This window comes from Nitrosospira sp. Nl5 (genome assembly GCF_900102495.1).
GTDB lineage: Bacteria > Pseudomonadota > Gammaproteobacteria > Burkholderiales > Nitrosomonadaceae > Nitrosospira.
Genome location: NZ_FMVQ01000001.1, coordinates 325,029 through 340,768, shown reverse-complemented (window position 1 = coordinate 340,768; position 15,740 = coordinate 325,029). Strand labels below are relative to the sequence as shown.

Sequence of the window (15,740 nt, the reverse complement as noted above, 5' to 3'; positions counted from 1 at the left end):
AGAGGCGCATGATTCGATCATGCGATTTCACAGACATACCGCCGAGCAAAGAAAAACCCCGACCAAGGCGCGAACGATGGCCGGGGAAAGTGGAGGTATTTCCAGCACGTGTCACGTGCGTAGAAGGCTTACGAACCGAGCCAGCGCGGGTCATGCGGCTTCCTTTGATTTGGAGGGGGTGTCGAACGCGTCGGGACGCAGTAGCTTGAGATACATGAGGCGTGCCTTTGGTATTCCATCGGTTCGCCATTGAGACACGGCGCCGACAGTTACCTCGCAAAGCTCAGCAACAGCGGAGGAACCGCCAAGAGAATCTATAATTTGGTCATCTGTGATCATGGGAATTATCTTAGCAAACTAAGAATAATAATGCAAGCATACTAAGATAAATTTTCTTTACCATACTAAGAATGGAAACGCTCGCAGATCGCCTTAAGAAATCGCTCGCCAAATCGGGAAAGAAGAAGACCGATATTTGGAAGAAGTGCAAAGTCAGCTCTAGCGCGGTGACGCACTGGTTTAATGGCTCAACTCAGGAGTTACTAGGGGAGCATCTCTTGTGTGTTGCGCGAGTGCTAGAGGTCAATCCTGATTGGCTGGCAACAGGAGAGGGGGATGCATCGCTCTCCGCTACTGCAAAGTTTAAAAATCAGATAGTGGAGTCACTCGCGACGATGCGGGAAGATGACGTGCGGCATGTGGCCGAGTTGTGCGAGAAGCTCACTCGCAAGCAAGGATCCGCACGAGACGAGAGGAAGCATGTTTCGTCGCACGCTCCAGAGCGACGATTGGGGCCTAATATCCCCCCCGATACCTACGATACCAGCTTATTCGAACATGGCCGGACAGACGAGACCGACCGATTACAGGAGAGAAAAAAGAGATGACAAAACCATTTACTTTTGTTCGCGAGACCATCTCTCACGATACTGCCGAGGCCTTTGAAAACCTTGCGGCCAGAGCCAGGAGCGGAGAAATAACTGGGGGGGCGGCAACATTTACCACCAGAGACAAAGGGTTTGGTACAGTGGCAACCGGGCTTTTATACGAAAGCAAGACCTTTGCTGTTGGAACAGTTGTAATCCTTCTCTACCGTATGGTGATGAGAGCAGTCGGGCGAGACAAGTGATAGCATCCTGCTTTAAACCCAACCATAGGAAAGAAAATGGAAACCAAAACCCCGTTAATCGTTAATGCTATGTGGGATGAAGAAGCTGGTGTGTGGGTAGCCACAAGCGAAGATGTGCCTGGCCTGGTTGCCGAGATGCGCACTATGGAAGGTCTGGTGGAGGAGCTAAAGGGGATGATACCGGAACTTCTTAATCTAAATGACCGAAGCAGTGATGATGAGATTCCCTTTCAGGTAAATAGTCAACTTACCGCTGTTGCCCACCGCCATGCAGCATAAGCCGTGGCTGACTTTACAGCACCGCTAAAAAAGATTTTGCGCGAGCATAATTGCTACTACGAAAGGCCGGGGAAGGAAGACCATGAAATATGGTTTAGTCCGATAAGCGGGCTTCGGTTTCCTGTCGATAGCCGCATTAAATCCCGCCATACCGCCAATGCCGTGCTGAAGCAAGCTGGTCTACCTAAACAGTTTTGATGTCTCAACAGAATGATGAAATATGACGTAGAACTCGAATACCATGCGCTTGGTCCTGTTTCGGCAACCGCAAGCACAGATGGAGAGCTGGTTGTTATAGATTTTTTGAGCGTAGACGACCAAACAAAGGCATTGCGCCTGATCGTCCCTTCATCTCAGTTACAAAATTATATAGCCGCAATCTCTGCTGTTCAGAAAGCGGTGGATGACCCGGCAAGCGGAATACACTTGGTTCCAGAAATCTCACATTAGGCAAACGCTTCATTCATCACCCCCTGCCCTCACCAGAGGGCTTTTTTACGCCTGCGGCTTGTCTCTCGGTATAGGGTTATGCTGTCCCCTCTTCTCATACGGCCTCTCGTTCAATTTAACAATTAGCGCCAAGAGCGCGAACGCCGCGACAAACGATCCAACCAGTATCCCCATAAACACCAATACGCTTCCCATATCCCCTCCGAGTTAACCGCGTTGCGCTCATTGTAGCAGAATTTCTTAGTTTACTAATATTTCTCTTGACTACTATATCTTAGTTTGCTAAGATTCTCCCATGCCGTAACCATCGGCTACCCGAACAAAAATGATTGGCTAGACCGTAAATCGTAAGCGTTGGCCTGGCGAAACGAAATAGCTCCCTGGGCGCGGCCAGGTTAAAAGCCCGTAACTAGTGCGCAATGCCTTGAGCAAGCTGACTTTCCGGGGGAAAGAACCGGGCCGAATACAGGAGGGAACCATGGCGATTATCAAATCAACAATAGGGCAGAGACGGCAGCTTGCGCCTAGTCGCGTGGCGACTGGTTTCATCATTTGGAAATCATCTGAGACCACGACGACTGAATGCGAGTTTTACATCAAAGATGGCGCTCTCCATAACGCATACACGGGAAAGCGTCTGTCATTTGAGTATGGGAAAGAGGGTCTGATTAGGGCTGTTGAGAGTTAACAGGAGGGAATCATGTTCACAACCATCGACACAATCATCGCATTCTGGATCGTTCTATCACCGCTATTTTCGTTGCTTGCCGGGATGTTTATTGCAGCTGGTGATGTTGAGATAGTGGAGCAGTCATGAGCCATACGGAAGGGAAATTAGAAGTAGGTGACGGATCAGAACATCAGAGTGTGACGACGATTTACGCGAATGATGCACTCGGTAACGCTATCGCAGACTGCTATCGACCGCACAGCCTGTCAATGACACATGAAGAGATGAAAGCCAATGCCCGCCACCTAGTCGCTTGCTGGAATGCGTGTGAGGGAATCCCAACTGCGAAACTCGAATTGGATGGAGATGTGCTGATCTGGATTGATAAGGTGGCATTAAGCAATGCAGCTCTGACCAAAGACTGCTGCGAGTTGGTGGATGCCCTACGCATAGCAGCCGACTATCTCCCAGACCTAATAGGCGAATGGGCTTGGAAAGAGGGAGAGATTGCGGGTAATGCAAAGCAATACGATGATCTGGTGAATGCATCAAAAGCCGCCAATGCCATCCTCGCCAAATACCCGGAGCAGTCATGAGCGCCCGCGAAGCCTTGAAGTGGCACGAAAGAGAGTTTCGCAAACACTGGACAGAGCCGCGAGTCGAGCCGCTTGAAATGACCGGTGACGAGATAGTTTCGTTCCTGACCGACTACTGCCCGTTCTATCAGTGTGTCGATGCAACAAAAGACACGCCGGCAGTTTTCATCTTGGAATGCGAAGAGGTTGGAACTGTGCGGGCCGGGACGCTGCGGGAAGCGGTGTGCTTGGCTGCGGCCAAGCTGAACGAGGCGAACCAATGAAAATCGATTCCATAGAAATCATCAAAGCGATCTCCGCGATGCAGGCCGCAAAGGCATTCATGGAACGCGAGTGCGGCTTTGGAAGCGGCCGAATAGAGCATTACAAACGGCTTGACCATGCGTCCCACGCTCTATCGAAGGCTCTCGGCGGAATCGAAATCACGGTAAAGGAAGCTGAGCGCGATGAGTAACTTCGACTCCACCCTAGCCGCCCGTATCGACATTAAAGCCGCTCTAGCGCGTGCCGAGATACGCAAGATGGCGCAAGAGGCGACTATCGCTATCTACGCAATGACCGAGCATCACAACCGCAGCGCCGGACAGTCTCGGCGGTTTTGGAATGAGAGGAGCAAGCGAGGTAATTATGGATGACGGCGGGTTGCAGTACTGGCAACAAACCGGGCAACACGAACAAGAGCTATCCGAACTTAATGAACAGGAGCAAAAAGAAAATGAGCATCGCAACATTCATTCTAGGGGATTCTGGCACAGGAAAGTCTGCGTCACTCCGCAACCTGAATCCAGAGAAAACCCTATTGATTCAAATCAAGCCCAAGCCACTGCCATTTAAAGCGGCCGGGTGGAAGAAGCATTCAAAAGAGTCGCCCGGAAACATAGTTGTTGGCAGCACATCGGACCTGATTGTGGCCTATCTCCAGAAAACCCAGCGCGACATCATCATTATTGATGATTTTCAGTACCTCATGGCCGGGGAGTTCTTTGACCGAGCCTATGAAAAAGGCTACGAAAAATTCACCGAGATTGCGCGTCATTGTTATGACGTTTTGCAAGTGGCGACCACCCTGCCGGATCAAAAGCGTGTCTACATGCTGTGCCATACCGATACGGATATGAATGGCCGGATCAAGGCCAAGACCATCGGCAAGATGCTTGACGAAAAGCTCACCGTCGAAGGCCTCGTGACCATCGTCCTGCGCACAGCTGTAATCAATGGGCAGTACCTCTTCACCACCAAAAACAGCGGAAACGACACCACCAAATCCCCGATGGGAATGTTCGATGACGAACAGATTGGAAACGATCTGCAGGTGGTCGATCAGGCCATTTGCACTTACTACGATTTAACAACAATAGGAGCATGAGCATGAGAAGTTATGACTTGAATCCGGAAGCCGCAAAACAAGCCGAACAGGGGCGCATCAGCGAAACCGGCAAATACGCCGGCGCATTTACCAGAGCGGAGGCCGTGACAAGCAAAAAAAGCACAGAGGGCATTGAATTCACGTTTCGTTCCGCGGACGGAAGGGACGCTGATTTCTTGACACTCTGGACATATAACGCGGACGGGAAAGAGTTGTTCGGGCTGAAGGTACTAAATGCCTTGATGACCTGTATGCGTGTGAAGCAGATTAAGCCGGTCCATGCGCAAATCGAGAAATGGATGGACGGCGGCAAGCAAAAAACAGATGCCGATGTATTCCCTGAGTTAATGAATAAGCCGGTGGGAGTTCTGTTGCAGAAAGAGCATTACACGAAAAACGACGGATCGATGGGCTCAAAACTTAATTTGGTCGGATGTTTTGAAGCTTCTACCGAAATGACCGCAAGCGAGATTCTCAATAAGGCCACGAAAGCTGAGCGCCTGGGCAGCATAGTTAGCAGCTTGAGGGACAAGGCGTTGCCTGCCGCAACAACTCGCGCTGTAGCGCCCATGGGAGCCTCTGGGTTCGAAGATATGGATGACGATATACCCTTTTAAGGACGCCTGAGATATGAGCCATTGGTATGAAAAAGACGGGAGTCCGAAATATACCGTCATCGGGAAAAACGGTAACGAGCGCGATACGACCCTTAGGGATGCGCGTCAGCTTGGCCTCGCTCCAAGCGTGACAACAGTCTTGGATGTGCTTAACAAAGCGGCGCTGGTTGAGTGGAAGGTAAAGCAAGGCATCCTGGCTGCCCTCACTCTCCCGCGGGCTTCTGGCGAAAGCGATCAGGTTTTTCTTGCGCGTGTATTGGACGACTCTAAGCAGCAAGCCATCCAAGCGGCTGAAGAGGGTACACGCATTCATGATGCGATTGAGGCAAGTTTTAAGGGGCTGCAAGTACCCAACGATTACCGAGACCATGTTTCGGCAGTTCGTTCAAAACTCCATGAAACGTTTCCAGACGTGAATGATTGGGTTGCCGAAACCTCTTTTGCTTCGACGCTAGGTTACGGCGGAAAGGTTGATCTACACAGTCCGTCACACGGCATTGTGATTGACCACAAGAGCAAAGATATGGCGCCCGGCGATACAAAGAAACTCGCTTATGACCAGGATTGGCAATTGTCTGCTTACCACCGTGGCTTGCAACTCCCGGTTAACGTTTGCGCCAACATCTTTGTGTCACGCACGGTACCGGGCTACGTGGAAATCCATGTATGGAAATCTGACGAGATCGTAAAAGCTTGGGACGTTTTCTCGTGCGCCCTTGCAACATGGAAATGCATTAAAGGTTACGACCCAAGCTGGAATGAACTAGAAGAGTTGTGTGTGCCATGAACGAGCCACAAATCACTTGGCGTGGCTTTCTGGTCATCTTCGCCATCGCTGCGGTAATCGGAACGCTCGGTTTCATTGACAACAAAAACCGCGAACTTATCAAGGCACAACAGGAGATTGCGAAATGCAGAAGTTAGAAAAGGAATACGTTAGCTCTGGCTGGCATCCGGATTACTCGATGACAATCCGGGATTCTCGTTATGCGTTCGGAGTCCGTTATCAGCCGGCGAAGAAAAACCGCGACTGGCTGTGGTTCCTCGGTTCGCTGGCCATGATTATCTCAGTTGGCGCGGTATTGGTATGAGACGTCAATGGACGGAATCCGAGAAAAGGATTCTGCGTGAAATTTATCCTGACAGTCCGACACCACACGTAGTGACCATATTGGGCCGCCCTGAGCGAGCCGTCTACCACATGGCCACGATGCTCGGAATCAGGAAAAGCGATGCGTATTTAGCTAGTCCGGCCGCCTGCAGGTTGCGGCGTGGTGACAATGTAGGCTCTGCGTCCAGGTTCAAGAAAGGACAGAGCGCGTGGAACAAAGGTATTCATTTTGATAGCGGCGGACGTTCGGCAGAGACGCGCTTTCGCCCCGGCACTGTTCCGCCAAACCATAAGCCAGCCGGAACAACACGTATTAGCAAAGATGGGTATCTCGAGATAAAGATTGCCGAGGGCATGTATCAGTGGCGCCTACTACATCGCGAAATATGGAAAGAAGCGCATGGCGAGTACCCGGCTAGAGGAACGGCCCTCATATTCAAGGACGGCAACAAGCAGAACTGCAACATAGCGAATTTGGAAGTGTTAACAAGGAAAGAGTTAATGCTGCGAAACAGCGTTCACAACCTTCCTGAAGAGATCAAGGAAGTCATCCGATTAAACGGCGTTATCAGGAGAAAAATTCATGGCAAATAACATCACGGAACTGCGCTTACATTTATTCGAAACGATTGCGGCGCTGAAGGACAAAGATAAGCCCATGGACATTGATCGCGCAAAGGCTATTTCGGATGTGGCGCAGGTGATAATCAATAGCGCTAAAGCGGAGGTCGATTATATCAAGGCTACAGGTGGCGTAATCGAGAGTGATTTTCTCGGCGCACCGGTTAACGAAAGGCCGCGGCTTGGAGTTATCACGCACCGGCTCAAGGGTTAAGCATGATCTGTTCCATGGACGGCATGCCGCGTCAGATCGTGCGCAGATTAAACCAGAGATCAGAGTTGATCCCAAGCTACTCCACTGTGCAACTGTTAATGATGGACGTTCAGGAAGCAATGCTCGCCACGACTCCGAAGCGCACGCGATACGAGAATCAGACCAAAGAGTTTCAGGATCGCGTTCAGGAGGTCGTTCCGCAAATCTTGGAATGGATAGACGAAGGGCTGAGTAAGAAACAGGCCGCGTCGAGATTGGGCGTACACGTCACGACCGTTTATGCGTATTTGCACGAGTATGAGCGGATGAAAGGAGACCGAGATGACTGAGCAGAAACAGCGCGAGGAGTTTGAGAAGTGGTGGCAGGAGCCGTCGTGGTAACCGTCAGCGATCAAGAATTCGAGCAGTGGGCAAAGCCGCGAGGTTACAACTTGGCCCGCTGGCACGACGGTTACGCTTGCCTTGTGACGCAGCACACATGGCTAGGCTGGTCAGCGCGGGACAAGTTTGTTTCAGAACTGGAAGCGAAAATTAGGGAGCGGGAGAAATGAAGGTAGCAGAACTCAAAGGTGCATTACTGGATTACTGGGCGGGCAAGACCGATGGTAAAAAGGTTTTCATCCATGCGTGCGTAAACGGTGCCGCTTGCAGCGTCCATGACAGAACCCAATGGTCAGAATCAAGCAATTACTCTCCCTCCACGGACTGGTCGCAAGGTGGGCCGATCACAGAACGTGAAGGGATAGAAATGTTCTACATCACTAAGGGTGATGTGAAGCTCCCCTACGCGTGTTTCAAAGGACTGCAATACAGTGGCCCGGATCCCCTCATAGCCGCAATGCGCTGCTACGTCGCTTCGAAGTTTGGGGAGGAAGTGCCGGATGAGTAACTCAGCACTCGACGTCCAAGTATCCGGCGACCACTACAAGAAGCTGAAGATTCAGCCAGTCGAATACATTCACGCCAACGGTATCGGATTCTGTGAGGGTAGCGCCATCAAATATTTAACGCGCTGGCGGGACAAGGGCGGCATAGCCGATCTCGAGAAAGCGAAACACTTTATTGAACTGTTGATTGAATTGGAAACGAAAGATGTTCCTCACGCCTGACGAGATAGCCAAGTTGACGGGGCGAAAGGTTAGGCGCCTGCAGGTCGAACAACTGCGGACCATGGGCATCCCGTTTTATGTGAATGCTGTCGGCCGGCCGGTAGTGGTGCGCTCTATTCTTGAGAGTAAGAAAGAGCCCGCTCAACCTCGTGAACGTTGGCAGCCAAAGGTATTGCGAACTGCATAATGAACGATCAGAATAAGCGCATGGGGAGAAAGCCAAGCAAGAATCTGAATTTGCCGAAAGGCATGAGGGCGCGAGTGCAGCGCTCCGGCCGCGTGTTTTACTATCTGGATTCCGGTAGCAAGCCTCGGCATGAGATACCGCTTGGCAGCGATTACACGTCGGCCGTAATGAAATGGGCGGAGCTAACCGTCACAGAGCCGACTCCGGCCGTGACGTTTCAGGCTGTAGCGGAGCGGTATACGAGGGAGATTATTCCAACGAAAGCGCCGAGGACCAGTAAGGATAATCTGGTTGAGATTGCCAACCTTCTGAAGTTCTTTGACGAGAAGTGTTTGCTGGATGACATTGAACCGCTACACGTTCGGCAATATCTCGACTGGCGCGGAGCAAAGGCAAAGGTCAGGGCAAATCGCGAAAAGGCATTGCTATCCCACATCTGGAACTTCGCGAGAGAGCGCGGATTAACGGCACTTGCCAATCCATGCAAGGGGGTTCAGGGTTTTAAAGAAGACGGCCGCGACGTATTCATCAATGACGACGTATTCAACGCGGTCAGGGACTCTGCAAGTGCGGCCGTACGCGATGCGATGGACCTAGCTTACCTTACCGGCCAGCGACCGGCCGACACGCTTAAAATGCGCGAAACTGATATTCGGGATGGCGCTATTTTAGTAAAGCAGGGTAAAACTAAAAAATCAGTGCGGATTCGGCTAATGGATGACGCTGGCGTGCTGAATGGTCTTGGGTTGCTGATAGAGAATATCACCGCAAGAAAGAAGGGAAGCTCAGTCCACAACCTCGCGCTGATCATCTCGCAAGGTGGTTTTGCTCTGTCTACTTCTGGACTGGACAACGGATTCGAGAGAGCGAGGATTAAGGCGGCCGACAAAGCGGATAGAAGCGGCCAACCTGATCTGGCAGCGAGGATAAGAGGGTTCCAGTTTAGAGACCTTCGGGCGAAGGCTGGAACGGAAAAAGCAGACAGTCATGGACTGGTTGAAGCGCGTCGGCAGCTTGGCCATTCATCGGTTAAAATGACTGAGCATTACGTCCGTCTTGGGCAAATTGTAACGCCCACAAAATGACAAATGCGCTCCGCAAAGGCAACGCACATATAGCATCCATGCGGGTTGCAGACTAGCTGTTTTTCTGCTCTTGCGGTGCAGAAACGATTACAACACCCTGATTAGAAACGAGAACTTTAGCGGACTGTTAATCCGCAGGTCCCAGGTTCGAGCCCTGGTCGGGGAGCCATATAAAACAATGAGTTGAAATGATATTGCCGCAACTCATTTTTCTTTCTTTGCTAAATGTAACTGATTTGTAACCAATCCTATGAAAAGCTAACGGAGGAAATATGGCAAAAGATGAAAAGTCTTCGCAGAAAACGGCCAGTTTGGCCGGTAAGGTTTTGCAGCAAAAAACTGCAACCAGTGCAGCAAAGAGCCTTGCAGGATCAGTTTTAACTCAAGCGCCGGACAAAAGAAGCGGAAAAATAGGACAACCTACCCCTGTTCGCAGAACCCGGTCACCTAAATAGCCCAGGTTAATAGCGCTACTCCTGGCGTGAGGCACGCGAGTATTATGCAATTATTGAGCCATTCACTTTTTTCTGCATTGAATGTCCCGGCCCGCTCAATCCTTTCTTGCATGTTCAGAAGCTCTTTCTCACGCACTTCTTCGAAATCGTACAGCTTATTATTAAGATTCTTTGGCTCATTCCATACAGCGGGGAAAGTCGCAAACATTAAGCATTTAATGCTTAGCAGCAGAGCGATGGCGAAAAGCCAGATGCTCACGGCCATGGCCACAGCCATTAAATTTGTTTCTTTAGCTGCAAAATATAGAGCAGCACCGGCGCCAGAAAGTAGCAAGGTCAGTAACGTGACTGACTCTTTTCTCAAAAGACCACTGATTTGCGCATTCTCCTCAAGGTTTTCTATCGCCGCCCGCTCCACCCACTCCAATCTATCCATTGATTCCTCCCTGCCTCTGTAGGTCTTCATTGTCGAGGAATGCTATCTATTGCTGAGCTTTATATCAAGGATAGATGGGAATAAAAAACCCGCTGAAGCGGGTTAATTGGCGGGAGTAAAACTCTCAATAACCTTGTATTTAATTTGCTGGTTATTGGCCTCAATTACTTCTATCTTTGCACCCTTGTATCCAATAAGCATCGACTGTGAAAGGTCGTACTCGACGTTATTACTGAAGGCCGGCCGAGTCATATTTCCCGAGTACTCGCGATAGCCAATGTTAATTTTGTCGCCTAGTCGGCCGCCATAAATAAGCGTTTGCTCAAACGAGCCGGTGTGTGCAAGGGGTTTTTTGCGTCGCTCGAAATAATTCTGGTGCATGGTATTACAGGTCGCCACATTGAACATCGTGATAACGCATATGGCGGGAGGATCTTTCCTTGCCATAATACTTTTCCATGGATCGGCAAGCATGGCCTTGTCAACATGCCCCGGCTCGTCGCCGCCAGGATAGTAGTATACTCCAACGTCATCTTCTCCCTGCTTCAGATAATAGCCGGGCATGAGTGTATACGCCCAAATGACATCTATCTTATCTTTGACGTAGATCGAGTCATGCTCCTTATATTTCCCTTGACGCAGCATGATGTCTCCGACATGACTCGTATTTGAAGAACCTAATACGGGCTCGCGGACAGACGTTTCCAGAGCGGTATAGTTGTATTTCGGTGTGGCGCATCCAGTTATCGCTGAGGCAAAAAACAGGGCCATTAAAAGGCCCATGATGAGTTTCATTATTTCTCCTTATTGTTGAGCTGGCAGTATCATTTTATGTCACTTCTTCAGCGCAATAACCTGATCAACTCTGTCGTCTTTGTCATAGCTCACTTCGTAGGCCATCTCGTCACCGCTAAATGTGCCTTCAACTGGCGTTCCTACGATTTCCCATAATCCTAATGTTAATACATCGGCAGCGCCATGAAAGACAGCTCTGCCGGCTTTCGCCCCGGCGCTATAGCCTTGCACGAATTTGTATATTTCGTGCTTCTTGCCGTCTCGTAATTCGCTGACAGTTGGCATGCCGAATTCTGCCAGCAGCATGCTTCTAGGGGTCCGATTTGGAACAAATCCACATTCTTTTTATCTGGTTGTTTTGCGGCCATGAAGACAGCGCAGCCCGAGCTGAGAAGCATGAAACACATAAGCGTTAATACGGACAAGCTTTTCATTTGCATGCTCACTGAAAGAAGCTATTGATAGAAGCAGGCAACGAGGTTTCAGCGATCGCTCGCGAAGGGTTAGCTGAGCTGAGTGCAGAACAAACGGGTGAGCCAAGAAAAGTCAACCAAAACACAATCAATATTTTTTTCATTCTTCTTCTCCAGAAATGCGGCATCAAACGTTGTCGTGCACATTCTGGCATTGTCGCCGGGTATCAGTTTGATTCCCATTGGACTGAGGTACATCAGAGTATCAATGTGGGCATTCTCATCAATAACGGCTCGCTACGCCGCTTCTTTAACGTGTACTGTCAGTACTGAAACATCGATGTTGTTTGTGACGCTGCCAGTATGCGAAGGATCACAGCCTCTATATCCTCCAGCATGAAGCCCGACAGTTAAAGCGTGGGCTATGGACTGACAAGTCCCCTACTCCACCGTGGGAATGGCAAAAATCAAGGCGCCATACCGCAATTGAGCTAATACATTATGCATGAGCCGGTAGACCTCAAAGAGTGCATGGCGCTTGTCGACAAGTTAGTTCAGATTTCCGGCAAAGAGGATCTTGCCGAATGTGCCGCCTGTTAGCGATGAATGTTGCGCACTATGAAATTACGTATGGCGTGTTGCCACTGGAAGAGCACGTGGCGATGGGTTATTCAAATGAACTCAGTGATGAGCAGAAGAACATGCTGCTGATCCGAGGAATGGAAACCATGGCTGGTGTTTTAGGCAATGTCATCCAGGGGCTGGATGACAAGACCGAGCATTGATTATGTCCGACACCTTCTATAAGCTCGTCGCCAACTTGAATGCCATCGGGGCTATTGCAAACGACCTTCCCAATATAGGCAAGCGATCACAATTGAAGACGAAGGCGGAGCAGATATTTGTTTTGTTGGAATCAGCGCAACAACATGCGATTGCTTTGAATAATGAGGCGCTAGGGAAGGATGCAATATCCCCGGGAGTTCGATTTGCCAGACCGAAGGATGCTCGTAAATAAGCCATCCGTACAATAATGGGAGGCATTTGATAGCACCGGTGGATATGCTACCCGTTCCATCAGCGACAGAGAGGGCTTGACAAAGACCTGATTTAGCGCTTGCTAAAGGTTGCTTTATAGTAAACAATACGTGGACGTACAGTTGCGCAAACGCAACGTTTTTTATTAACAGCACGTCATTCAAAAATACTCTTGTGAAGCAGTTACTTGCAGATACCTGGGAAGATTAATAATTAATCCGTTCCCATCGCTTAGAACTTTGATGATGATTTTGCTCGTCCATAGAATTGGAGGGTAGTGCTAATGTATAGAATCGGATTCCCCTTTTGGAGAACTCTGGGAAGCGCCGGCGTTACGTTGAAGTTGCGTGTGGACGTTTTGCATGATAAAGAGGCCAATGTGTTTGTTGCTACAAGCAATGATCTGCGTGGCCTAGTCTGCGAAGCGGAAACCCTTGATGAGTTGGTGAAGGAAGTCACAAGTTCAGTAGGCGAGTTGCTTGACCACCAATTGCACAGCAGCCATGCCCCCCGACCGGTTACCGACCTGCGCCTATTGGGCGCATGAATGGGTATTACCCCAGAGTAATTGATCAACTAAAGAAGCATGGGTTTATCTTTATTCGTCAAGGTAAAGGATCCCATGAGTTATGGGGAAAAGGATCGCTAGCGGTAACCGTCCCTTTCAATTGCAATTCCAAGTTTACGGCAAACGGAATAATGAAGGACGCAGGAATCAGACATCGCTTCTAATACTCGTCAGTCAGAAGCCCACCTAATCAGTGGGCTTTTTTATTGCCCGCCCTTCCCTGCCCTCACCGAAGGGTATTGTTTCCTCAGTCCGAACCGCCTCAACAGCCATCCAGAACCTGTAGCGGTATTTACCCTGCTTTCCAGTCATGCGCTGGCATTTAAACCGCGTCGTTCCAGATACTGGCAACTCGATAATCGTTTCCTGAAAATCTTCCTTTGATGTCTCGACGTTCGGCGACGCCTGAAGAGCTGCCGCAATATACTGCCCGCCTATTTTCCGCAGGATGTCTTCACTCACCATCTACACTCTTTTACCAATTAACGGAAAAGAAAATATCTCAACCTGCTTCGACGGCTTCATTGCTGAAGAAATATAGAACGCTGTGCAGGAGGGACAATCTGATCGCTAGGTTTTATCTGTAGCGCAGACCTACGCCTGACACCATCAATACTAATCACTTCGATTTCCTTATGCTGGATCAGATGCTCCAACGCGCCCTTATAAATGCTCGCTGAAGCCGGCGAGTTGTTGCATGTAGTTGCAAAGAGAACGTCAAAATTAACGCCGTCATCATTGGCGTAAACCTTGCGCGGAATTTGATCTTGTAGCGCGACAATACTCGCCTTTCGTGCGATGTCATCAAACTCAAAACCAAGGCTGTCTTGGCCGAGACGGGCAAAGTCATGCGCCGGATCATAGCCAACCATTTGGAACATATCCAGCCCAGCTCCACCATAATGGATGAAGTAATTATTGTTATCCCAATGAACCTCGGTCATTACATCTCGAGCCTTGTAATGCTGGGACAAATGGATCAGCCAGTAATCACCATGACCTCTTCCATTTCTTATAAAAAAAGGGGTGTAGTAAGTCGCGCCGCAATTGCCTACTAAAGAGCGATAAAGCGTGCTCTGAATAAAAAGCCGCCAATCACGATCTGAATCTTTAAGGGCTGCAATTGATCGCCCTCGCAGCACATCCGGAATTCCGATCTGCTTTAGGAGATTTTGGGTGAACGTGCCATCATTGGCGTAGTTAATGAACGAGTCGATGCCAAAAGTTAGTATTACTTCGGCACTCGGCAGGTTTGTAAAAATGCTTTTGATTAGATGAGTGGGTACATCTTTATAACCGTACTGGTCTAACGCAAAAATGGAACGCCCGTTACGAGGATTCTTGCGCTTGATGAACGCAATGATATTATCAACCTCCTCCTGAAACGTAGATTTCCGTAGATGGACACTTTTACCTATTTGGTCACCATACCCGCCTTCGATTAGAACTTTCTCTAGATATTTACAAGCATGGCGATTCGGTTCGACAAAAAAGTAATCGACATCGAAACGAACTGGTTTTCTGCGCGCTTGATTAATTGAATATTCTGCCTCCTGAGTTGCTTCGAGAAATATAAAGGGAGATCCTTTAACTAACGTGCCCATCTCACTGTGAATATAGTGACCGCCGCCGGCAAACCCATCAATTAGCGTTAGACTTAGTACGTCCTGATTAGGATTGCTGACTAACGTCTTAAAATAGGCCGCTAGATAAGAACGTAATACGCGATGCTTCGCAATACTGTGCGGCTGAATGGCATCTGGGCCATCTTTCCAACTGTAGGGTTTGGCTGGCATGCGAATTAAGCATTGATCGATAACGCTGGCATGTTATCCCAAGTTCGTCCATTCAGCACCCTGCCATTTGTTTTTTTGTCGCGCTTTACTCCGTCTGAGCCCCATCCGCCCCACTGCTTAAAGAAGAACGCCACACCCACTTCTTCTGCCTGCCTTTTTATGCTTTCTACCCACTCAGGTTGCATGGGTCGCGCCTTGTGACCTGACTCGCCACCCACGATCACCCAATGTATGTCGGTTAGGTCAATCTCGCCCACATCCTCAAGCAACGGTTCGACGGATAAAAAGCGAACGCGCGCATTCACCTGGCGCAAGTGACCAATCCGCGGTACGCCATATTGTTTGTCTTCCACGGAAACACCCAACCAAACATTATCTGGACACGTCCTATGACGAAAGTATTCCGGTAACCGTTCGGCCCGCTTCGTCAATATTTGATACGTGTGTTGCGACGTCTTCTTGATAACGTCAAACACCCGATCCAGAAACTCATCAGAGACGTCATCGTGGAATAGATCGCTCATCGAGTTTACAAAATAAACCGTGGGCTTCTTACGCTTTATAGGTTGCTCCAGTCGTTGTGGGTGCAACGTCAATTTGAACTCGTTCTCGTAGCCCGCCGCACCCATGGCATGCAGACGGCGCGCCATGACTTCTGCGTAACAATTCTTGCAGCCTGGCGAGACCTTTGTGCAGCCCGTTGTTGGGTTCCACGTCTGTTCCGTCCATTCGATTGATGATTGCGTTGCCATAATCCTCCTGTTGAATTCAATTATATCCGTTACTGCGACAGCTCTTGTATCTC

General features: G+C 49.5%; 34 protein-coding genes and 1 tRNA gene. 28 read left to right on the top strand and 7 right to left on the bottom strand.

Going from position 1 to position 15,740, the window contains the following annotated elements; translation table 11 throughout:
- Window positions 1-150: 150 nt before the first annotated feature.
- The gene (locus BLP45_RS01760; RefSeq protein WP_090369172.1) at window positions 151-339 is read right to left on the bottom strand and encodes a Cro/CI family transcriptional regulator; all 189 of its coding nucleotides are present in this window, start codon (window positions 337-339) and stop codon (window positions 151-153) included.
- Window positions 340-410: 71 nt separating this feature from the next.
- Here BLP45_RS01760 and BLP45_RS01755 point away from each other — a divergent pair, with 71 nt between their 5' ends.
- The 24 genes from BLP45_RS01755 to BLP45_RS01645 all read left to right on the top strand — a co-directional run bounded on the left by BLP45_RS01755 (window position 411) and on the right by BLP45_RS01645 (window position 9,889).
- Window positions 411-887 carry a hypothetical protein gene (locus BLP45_RS01755; RefSeq protein WP_090369170.1) on the top strand — a complete coding sequence of 159 codons (477 nt, stop codon included), beginning with the start codon at window positions 411-413 and terminating at the stop codon, window positions 885-887.
- Window positions 884-1,129, top strand: a complete 246-nt coding sequence (locus BLP45_RS01750) for a hypothetical protein (protein ID WP_090369168.1) — start codon at window positions 884-886, stop codon at window positions 1,127-1,129. Before BLP45_RS01755 ends, BLP45_RS01750 begins: the two co-directional genes overlap by 4 nt.
- A 36-nt stretch (window positions 1,130-1,165) precedes the next feature.
- A complete protein-coding gene (locus tag BLP45_RS01745; protein ID WP_090369166.1) occupies window positions 1,166-1,408 on the top strand; it encodes a DUF1902 domain-containing protein in 243 nt (80 codons plus the stop codon).
- Between the two features lie 3 nt (window positions 1,409-1,411).
- Entirely contained in the window at window positions 1,412-1,606 is a 195-nt protein-coding gene (locus tag BLP45_RS01740; protein ID WP_090369163.1) for a type II toxin-antitoxin system HicA family toxin, read from the top strand.
- A 12-nt stretch (window positions 1,607-1,618) separates the two neighbouring features.
- The gene (locus tag BLP45_RS01735; RefSeq protein WP_090369160.1) at window positions 1,619-1,858 is read left to right on the top strand and encodes a hypothetical protein; all 240 of its coding nucleotides are present in this window, start codon (window positions 1,619-1,621) and stop codon (window positions 1,856-1,858) included.
- 813 nt (window positions 1,859-2,671) lie between these two features.
- Window positions 2,672-3,124 (top strand): hypothetical protein, encoded by a 453-nt coding sequence (locus BLP45_RS01725; RefSeq protein ID WP_090369156.1) that lies wholly within the window; start codon window positions 2,672-2,674, stop codon window positions 3,122-3,124.
- Window positions 3,121-3,387: a hypothetical protein gene (locus BLP45_RS01720; protein WP_090369154.1), complete on the top strand. Its 267-nt coding sequence runs from the start codon at window positions 3,121-3,123 to the stop codon at window positions 3,385-3,387. The genes BLP45_RS01725 and BLP45_RS01720 overlap by 4 nt, the downstream gene beginning before the upstream one ends.
- Window positions 3,384-3,578 (top strand): hypothetical protein, encoded by a 195-nt coding sequence (locus BLP45_RS01715; protein WP_090369152.1) that lies wholly within the window; start codon window positions 3,384-3,386, stop codon window positions 3,576-3,578. The genes BLP45_RS01720 and BLP45_RS01715 overlap by 4 nt, the downstream gene beginning before the upstream one ends.
- The gene (locus BLP45_RS01710) at window positions 3,571-3,759 is read left to right on the top strand and encodes a hypothetical protein (RefSeq protein ID WP_090369150.1); all 189 of its coding nucleotides are present in this window, start codon (window positions 3,571-3,573) and stop codon (window positions 3,757-3,759) included. Before BLP45_RS01715 ends, BLP45_RS01710 begins: the two co-directional genes overlap by 8 nt.
- Before the next feature lie 80 nt (window positions 3,760-3,839).
- Window positions 3,840-4,490 (top strand): ATP-binding protein, encoded by a 651-nt coding sequence (locus BLP45_RS01705; protein WP_090369420.1) that lies wholly within the window; start codon window positions 3,840-3,842, stop codon window positions 4,488-4,490.
- A 2-nt stretch (window positions 4,491-4,492) separates the two neighbouring features.
- Window positions 4,493-5,107, top strand: a complete 615-nt coding sequence (locus BLP45_RS01700) for a hypothetical protein (RefSeq protein ID WP_090369148.1) — start codon at window positions 4,493-4,495, stop codon at window positions 5,105-5,107.
- A gap of 13 nt (window positions 5,108-5,120) precedes the next feature.
- Window positions 5,121-5,894, top strand: a complete 774-nt coding sequence (locus tag BLP45_RS01695; protein ID WP_090369145.1) for a hypothetical protein — start codon at window positions 5,121-5,123, stop codon at window positions 5,892-5,894.
- A complete protein-coding gene (locus tag BLP45_RS14505) occupies window positions 5,891-6,031 on the top strand; it encodes a hypothetical protein (RefSeq protein WP_176754624.1) in 141 nt (46 codons plus the stop codon). Before BLP45_RS01695 ends, BLP45_RS14505 begins: the two co-directional genes overlap by 4 nt.
- Entirely contained in the window at window positions 6,019-6,198 is a 180-nt protein-coding gene (locus tag BLP45_RS01690; protein WP_090369144.1) for a hypothetical protein, read from the top strand. Before BLP45_RS14505 ends, BLP45_RS01690 begins: the two co-directional genes overlap by 13 nt.
- A gap of 110 nt (window positions 6,199-6,308) precedes the next feature.
- Window positions 6,309-6,812 (top strand): HNH endonuclease signature motif containing protein, encoded by a 504-nt coding sequence (locus BLP45_RS01685; protein ID WP_218117922.1) that lies wholly within the window; start codon window positions 6,309-6,311, stop codon window positions 6,810-6,812.
- Window positions 6,802-7,053 (top strand): hypothetical protein, encoded by a 252-nt coding sequence (locus tag BLP45_RS01680; protein ID WP_090369140.1) that lies wholly within the window; start codon window positions 6,802-6,804, stop codon window positions 7,051-7,053. Before BLP45_RS01685 ends, BLP45_RS01680 begins: the two co-directional genes overlap by 11 nt.
- Window positions 7,054-7,055: 2 nt before the next feature.
- On the top strand, window positions 7,056-7,382 hold the full coding sequence (locus tag BLP45_RS01675; RefSeq protein WP_090369138.1) for a helix-turn-helix domain-containing protein: 327 nt from the start codon (window positions 7,056-7,058) through the stop codon (window positions 7,380-7,382).
- 27 nt (window positions 7,383-7,409) lie between these two features.
- Entirely contained in the window at window positions 7,410-7,604 is a 195-nt protein-coding gene (locus tag BLP45_RS01670; protein ID WP_090369136.1) for a phiTE_015 family protein, read from the top strand.
- On the top strand, window positions 7,601-7,942 hold the full coding sequence (locus BLP45_RS01665; protein ID WP_090369134.1) for a phage protein NinX family protein: 342 nt from the start codon (window positions 7,601-7,603) through the stop codon (window positions 7,940-7,942). Before BLP45_RS01670 ends, BLP45_RS01665 begins: the two co-directional genes overlap by 4 nt.
- Window positions 7,935-8,162: a DUF3310 domain-containing protein gene (locus BLP45_RS01660; RefSeq protein ID WP_090369131.1), complete on the top strand. Its 228-nt coding sequence runs from the start codon at window positions 7,935-7,937 to the stop codon at window positions 8,160-8,162. Before BLP45_RS01665 ends, BLP45_RS01660 begins: the two co-directional genes overlap by 8 nt.
- Window positions 8,146-8,349, top strand: coding sequence for a DUF4224 domain-containing protein (locus BLP45_RS15045; RefSeq protein WP_090369129.1), 204 nt, complete (start codon window positions 8,146-8,148; stop codon window positions 8,347-8,349). Before BLP45_RS01660 ends, BLP45_RS15045 begins: the two co-directional genes overlap by 17 nt.
- Complete coding sequence (locus BLP45_RS01650) at window positions 8,349-9,434, top strand: tyrosine-type recombinase/integrase (RefSeq protein WP_256327627.1); 1,086 nt, start codon at window positions 8,349-8,351, stop codon at window positions 9,432-9,434. Before BLP45_RS15045 ends, BLP45_RS01650 begins: the two co-directional genes overlap by 1 nt.
- A gap of 94 nt (window positions 9,435-9,528) precedes the next feature.
- Window positions 9,529-9,603 (top strand) — tRNA-OTHER (locus tag BLP45_RS14500).
- A gap of 103 nt (window positions 9,604-9,706) precedes the next feature.
- Window positions 9,707-9,889 carry a hypothetical protein gene (locus tag BLP45_RS01645; protein ID WP_090369127.1) on the top strand — a complete coding sequence of 61 codons (183 nt, stop codon included), beginning with the start codon at window positions 9,707-9,709 and terminating at the stop codon, window positions 9,887-9,889.
- Here the strand turns inward: BLP45_RS01645 and BLP45_RS01640 are convergent.
- The 3 genes from BLP45_RS01640 to BLP45_RS01630 form a co-directional block, all read right to left on the bottom strand.
- A complete protein-coding gene (locus BLP45_RS01640) occupies window positions 9,882-10,325 on the bottom strand; it encodes a Pycsar system effector family protein (RefSeq protein ID WP_090369125.1) in 444 nt (147 codons plus the stop codon). The genes BLP45_RS01645 and BLP45_RS01640 overlap by 8 nt on opposite strands.
- A gap of 102 nt (window positions 10,326-10,427) precedes the next feature.
- Complete coding sequence (locus BLP45_RS01635) at window positions 10,428-11,120, bottom strand: hypothetical protein (protein ID WP_218117921.1); 693 nt, start codon at window positions 11,118-11,120, stop codon at window positions 10,428-10,430.
- Between the two features lie 39 nt (window positions 11,121-11,159).
- On the bottom strand, window positions 11,160-11,426 hold the full coding sequence (locus tag BLP45_RS01630) for a hypothetical protein (protein WP_176754623.1): 267 nt from the start codon (window positions 11,424-11,426) through the stop codon (window positions 11,160-11,162).
- 691 nt (window positions 11,427-12,117) lie between these two features.
- On the opposite strand from BLP45_RS01630, the gene BLP45_RS01625 reads away from it, so the two are divergent.
- From BLP45_RS01625 to BLP45_RS15040, 4 genes are all read left to right on the top strand, one after another.
- On the top strand, window positions 12,118-12,318 hold the full coding sequence (locus tag BLP45_RS01625) for a hypothetical protein (protein WP_143002365.1): 201 nt from the start codon (window positions 12,118-12,120) through the stop codon (window positions 12,316-12,318).
- Between the two features lie 2 nt (window positions 12,319-12,320).
- On the top strand, window positions 12,321-12,551 hold the full coding sequence (locus tag BLP45_RS01620; protein WP_090369122.1) for a hypothetical protein: 231 nt from the start codon (window positions 12,321-12,323) through the stop codon (window positions 12,549-12,551).
- Window positions 12,552-12,854: 303 nt separating this feature from the next.
- The gene (locus BLP45_RS01615; protein WP_090369121.1) at window positions 12,855-13,118 is read left to right on the top strand and encodes a DUF1902 domain-containing protein; all 264 of its coding nucleotides are present in this window, start codon (window positions 12,855-12,857) and stop codon (window positions 13,116-13,118) included.
- A complete protein-coding gene (locus tag BLP45_RS15040) occupies window positions 13,115-13,303 on the top strand; it encodes a type II toxin-antitoxin system HicA family toxin (RefSeq protein WP_090369119.1) in 189 nt (62 codons plus the stop codon). The genes BLP45_RS01615 and BLP45_RS15040 overlap by 4 nt, the downstream gene beginning before the upstream one ends.
- A gap of 22 nt (window positions 13,304-13,325) precedes the next feature.
- Here the strand turns inward: BLP45_RS15040 and BLP45_RS01605 are convergent, their stop codons facing one another.
- The 3 genes from BLP45_RS01605 to BLP45_RS01595 are packed head-to-tail and all read right to left on the bottom strand — an operon-like array spanning window position 13,326 to window position 15,687.
- Complete coding sequence (locus tag BLP45_RS01605; RefSeq protein ID WP_090369117.1) at window positions 13,326-13,604, bottom strand: hypothetical protein; 279 nt, start codon at window positions 13,602-13,604, stop codon at window positions 13,326-13,328.
- 56 nt (window positions 13,605-13,660) lie between these two features.
- Complete coding sequence (locus BLP45_RS01600) at window positions 13,661-14,935, bottom strand: three-Cys-motif partner protein TcmP (RefSeq protein ID WP_090369115.1); 1,275 nt, start codon at window positions 14,933-14,935, stop codon at window positions 13,661-13,663.
- Between the two features lie 5 nt (window positions 14,936-14,940).
- Window positions 14,941-15,687 (bottom strand): DUF5131 family protein, encoded by a 747-nt coding sequence (locus BLP45_RS01595; RefSeq protein ID WP_090369114.1) that lies wholly within the window; start codon window positions 15,685-15,687, stop codon window positions 14,941-14,943.
- Window positions 15,688-15,740 lie beyond the last annotated feature (53 nt).

What these genes read in the sequence shown, in the direction of transcription:
- BLP45_RS01735 (WP_090369160.1), top strand. Translation starts at nt 1,619, where the DNA reads ATGATGAAATATGACGTAGAACTCGAATACCATGCGCTTGGTCCTGTT.
- BLP45_RS14505 (WP_176754624.1), top strand. Translation starts at nt 5,891, where the DNA reads ATGAACGAGCCACAAATCACTTGGCGTGGCTTTCTGGTCATCTTCGCC.
- BLP45_RS01755 (WP_090369170.1), top strand. Translation starts at nt 411, where the DNA reads ATGGAAACGCTCGCAGATCGCCTTAAGAAATCGCTCGCCAAATCGGGA.
- BLP45_RS01640 (WP_090369125.1), bottom strand. Translation starts at nt 10,325, where the DNA reads ATGGATAGATTGGAGTGGGTGGAGCGGGCGGCGATAGAAAACCTTGAG.
- BLP45_RS01645 (WP_090369127.1), top strand. Translation starts at nt 9,707, where the DNA reads ATGGCAAAAGATGAAAAGTCTTCGCAGAAAACGGCCAGTTTGGCCGGT.
- BLP45_RS01750 (WP_090369168.1), top strand. Translation starts at nt 884, where the DNA reads ATGACAAAACCATTTACTTTTGTTCGCGAGACCATCTCTCACGATACT.
- BLP45_RS01650 (WP_256327627.1), top strand. Translation starts at nt 8,349, where the DNA reads ATGAACGATCAGAATAAGCGCATGGGGAGAAAGCCAAGCAAGAATCTG.
- BLP45_RS01625 (WP_143002365.1), top strand. Translation starts at nt 12,118, where the DNA reads ATGTGCCGCCTGTTAGCGATGAATGTTGCGCACTATGAAATTACGTAT.
- BLP45_RS01685 (WP_218117922.1), top strand. Translation starts at nt 6,309, where the DNA reads ATGGCCACGATGCTCGGAATCAGGAAAAGCGATGCGTATTTAGCTAGT.
- BLP45_RS01760 (WP_090369172.1), bottom strand. Translation starts at nt 339, where the DNA reads ATGATCACAGATGACCAAATTATAGATTCTCTTGGCGGTTCCTCCGCT.
- BLP45_RS01660 (WP_090369131.1), top strand. Translation starts at nt 7,935, where the DNA reads ATGAGTAACTCAGCACTCGACGTCCAAGTATCCGGCGACCACTACAAG.
- BLP45_RS01715 (WP_090369152.1), top strand. Translation starts at nt 3,384, where the DNA reads ATGAAAATCGATTCCATAGAAATCATCAAAGCGATCTCCGCGATGCAG.
- BLP45_RS01635 (WP_218117921.1), bottom strand. Translation starts at nt 11,120, where the DNA reads ATGAAACTCATCATGGGCCTTTTAATGGCCCTGTTTTTTGCCTCAGCG.
- BLP45_RS01725 (WP_090369156.1), top strand. Translation starts at nt 2,672, where the DNA reads ATGAGCCATACGGAAGGGAAATTAGAAGTAGGTGACGGATCAGAACAT.
- BLP45_RS01675 (WP_090369138.1), top strand. Translation starts at nt 7,056, where the DNA reads ATGATCTGTTCCATGGACGGCATGCCGCGTCAGATCGTGCGCAGATTA.
- BLP45_RS01695 (WP_090369145.1), top strand. Translation starts at nt 5,121, where the DNA reads ATGAGCCATTGGTATGAAAAAGACGGGAGTCCGAAATATACCGTCATC.
- BLP45_RS01720 (WP_090369154.1), top strand. Translation starts at nt 3,121, where the DNA reads ATGAGCGCCCGCGAAGCCTTGAAGTGGCACGAAAGAGAGTTTCGCAAA.
- BLP45_RS01600 (WP_090369115.1), bottom strand. Translation starts at nt 14,935, where the DNA reads ATGCCAGCCAAACCCTACAGTTGGAAAGATGGCCCAGATGCCATTCAG.
- BLP45_RS01615 (WP_090369121.1), top strand. Translation starts at nt 12,855, where the DNA reads ATGTATAGAATCGGATTCCCCTTTTGGAGAACTCTGGGAAGCGCCGGC.
- BLP45_RS01705 (WP_090369420.1), top strand. Translation starts at nt 3,840, where the DNA reads ATGAGCATCGCAACATTCATTCTAGGGGATTCTGGCACAGGAAAGTCT.
- BLP45_RS01595 (WP_090369114.1), bottom strand. Translation starts at nt 15,687, where the DNA reads ATGGCAACGCAATCATCAATCGAATGGACGGAACAGACGTGGAACCCA.
- BLP45_RS15040 (WP_090369119.1), top strand. Translation starts at nt 13,115, where the DNA reads ATGAATGGGTATTACCCCAGAGTAATTGATCAACTAAAGAAGCATGGG.
- BLP45_RS01700 (WP_090369148.1), top strand. Translation starts at nt 4,493, where the DNA reads ATGAGAAGTTATGACTTGAATCCGGAAGCCGCAAAACAAGCCGAACAG.
- BLP45_RS01680 (WP_090369140.1), top strand. Translation starts at nt 6,802, where the DNA reads ATGGCAAATAACATCACGGAACTGCGCTTACATTTATTCGAAACGATT.
- BLP45_RS15045 (WP_090369129.1), top strand. Translation starts at nt 8,146, where the DNA reads ATGTTCCTCACGCCTGACGAGATAGCCAAGTTGACGGGGCGAAAGGTT.
- BLP45_RS01620 (WP_090369122.1), top strand. Translation starts at nt 12,321, where the DNA reads ATGTCCGACACCTTCTATAAGCTCGTCGCCAACTTGAATGCCATCGGG.
- BLP45_RS01745 (WP_090369166.1), top strand. Translation starts at nt 1,166, where the DNA reads ATGGAAACCAAAACCCCGTTAATCGTTAATGCTATGTGGGATGAAGAA.
- BLP45_RS01690 (WP_090369144.1), top strand. Translation starts at nt 6,019, where the DNA reads ATGCAGAAGTTAGAAAAGGAATACGTTAGCTCTGGCTGGCATCCGGAT.
- BLP45_RS01710 (WP_090369150.1), top strand. Translation starts at nt 3,571, where the DNA reads ATGAGTAACTTCGACTCCACCCTAGCCGCCCGTATCGACATTAAAGCC.
- BLP45_RS01665 (WP_090369134.1), top strand. Translation starts at nt 7,601, where the DNA reads ATGAAGGTAGCAGAACTCAAAGGTGCATTACTGGATTACTGGGCGGGC.
- BLP45_RS01605 (WP_090369117.1), bottom strand. Translation starts at nt 13,604, where the DNA reads ATGGTGAGTGAAGACATCCTGCGGAAAATAGGCGGGCAGTATATTGCG.
- BLP45_RS01630 (WP_176754623.1), bottom strand. Translation starts at nt 11,426, where the DNA reads ATGCTGCTGGCAGAATTCGGCATGCCAACTGTCAGCGAATTACGAGAC.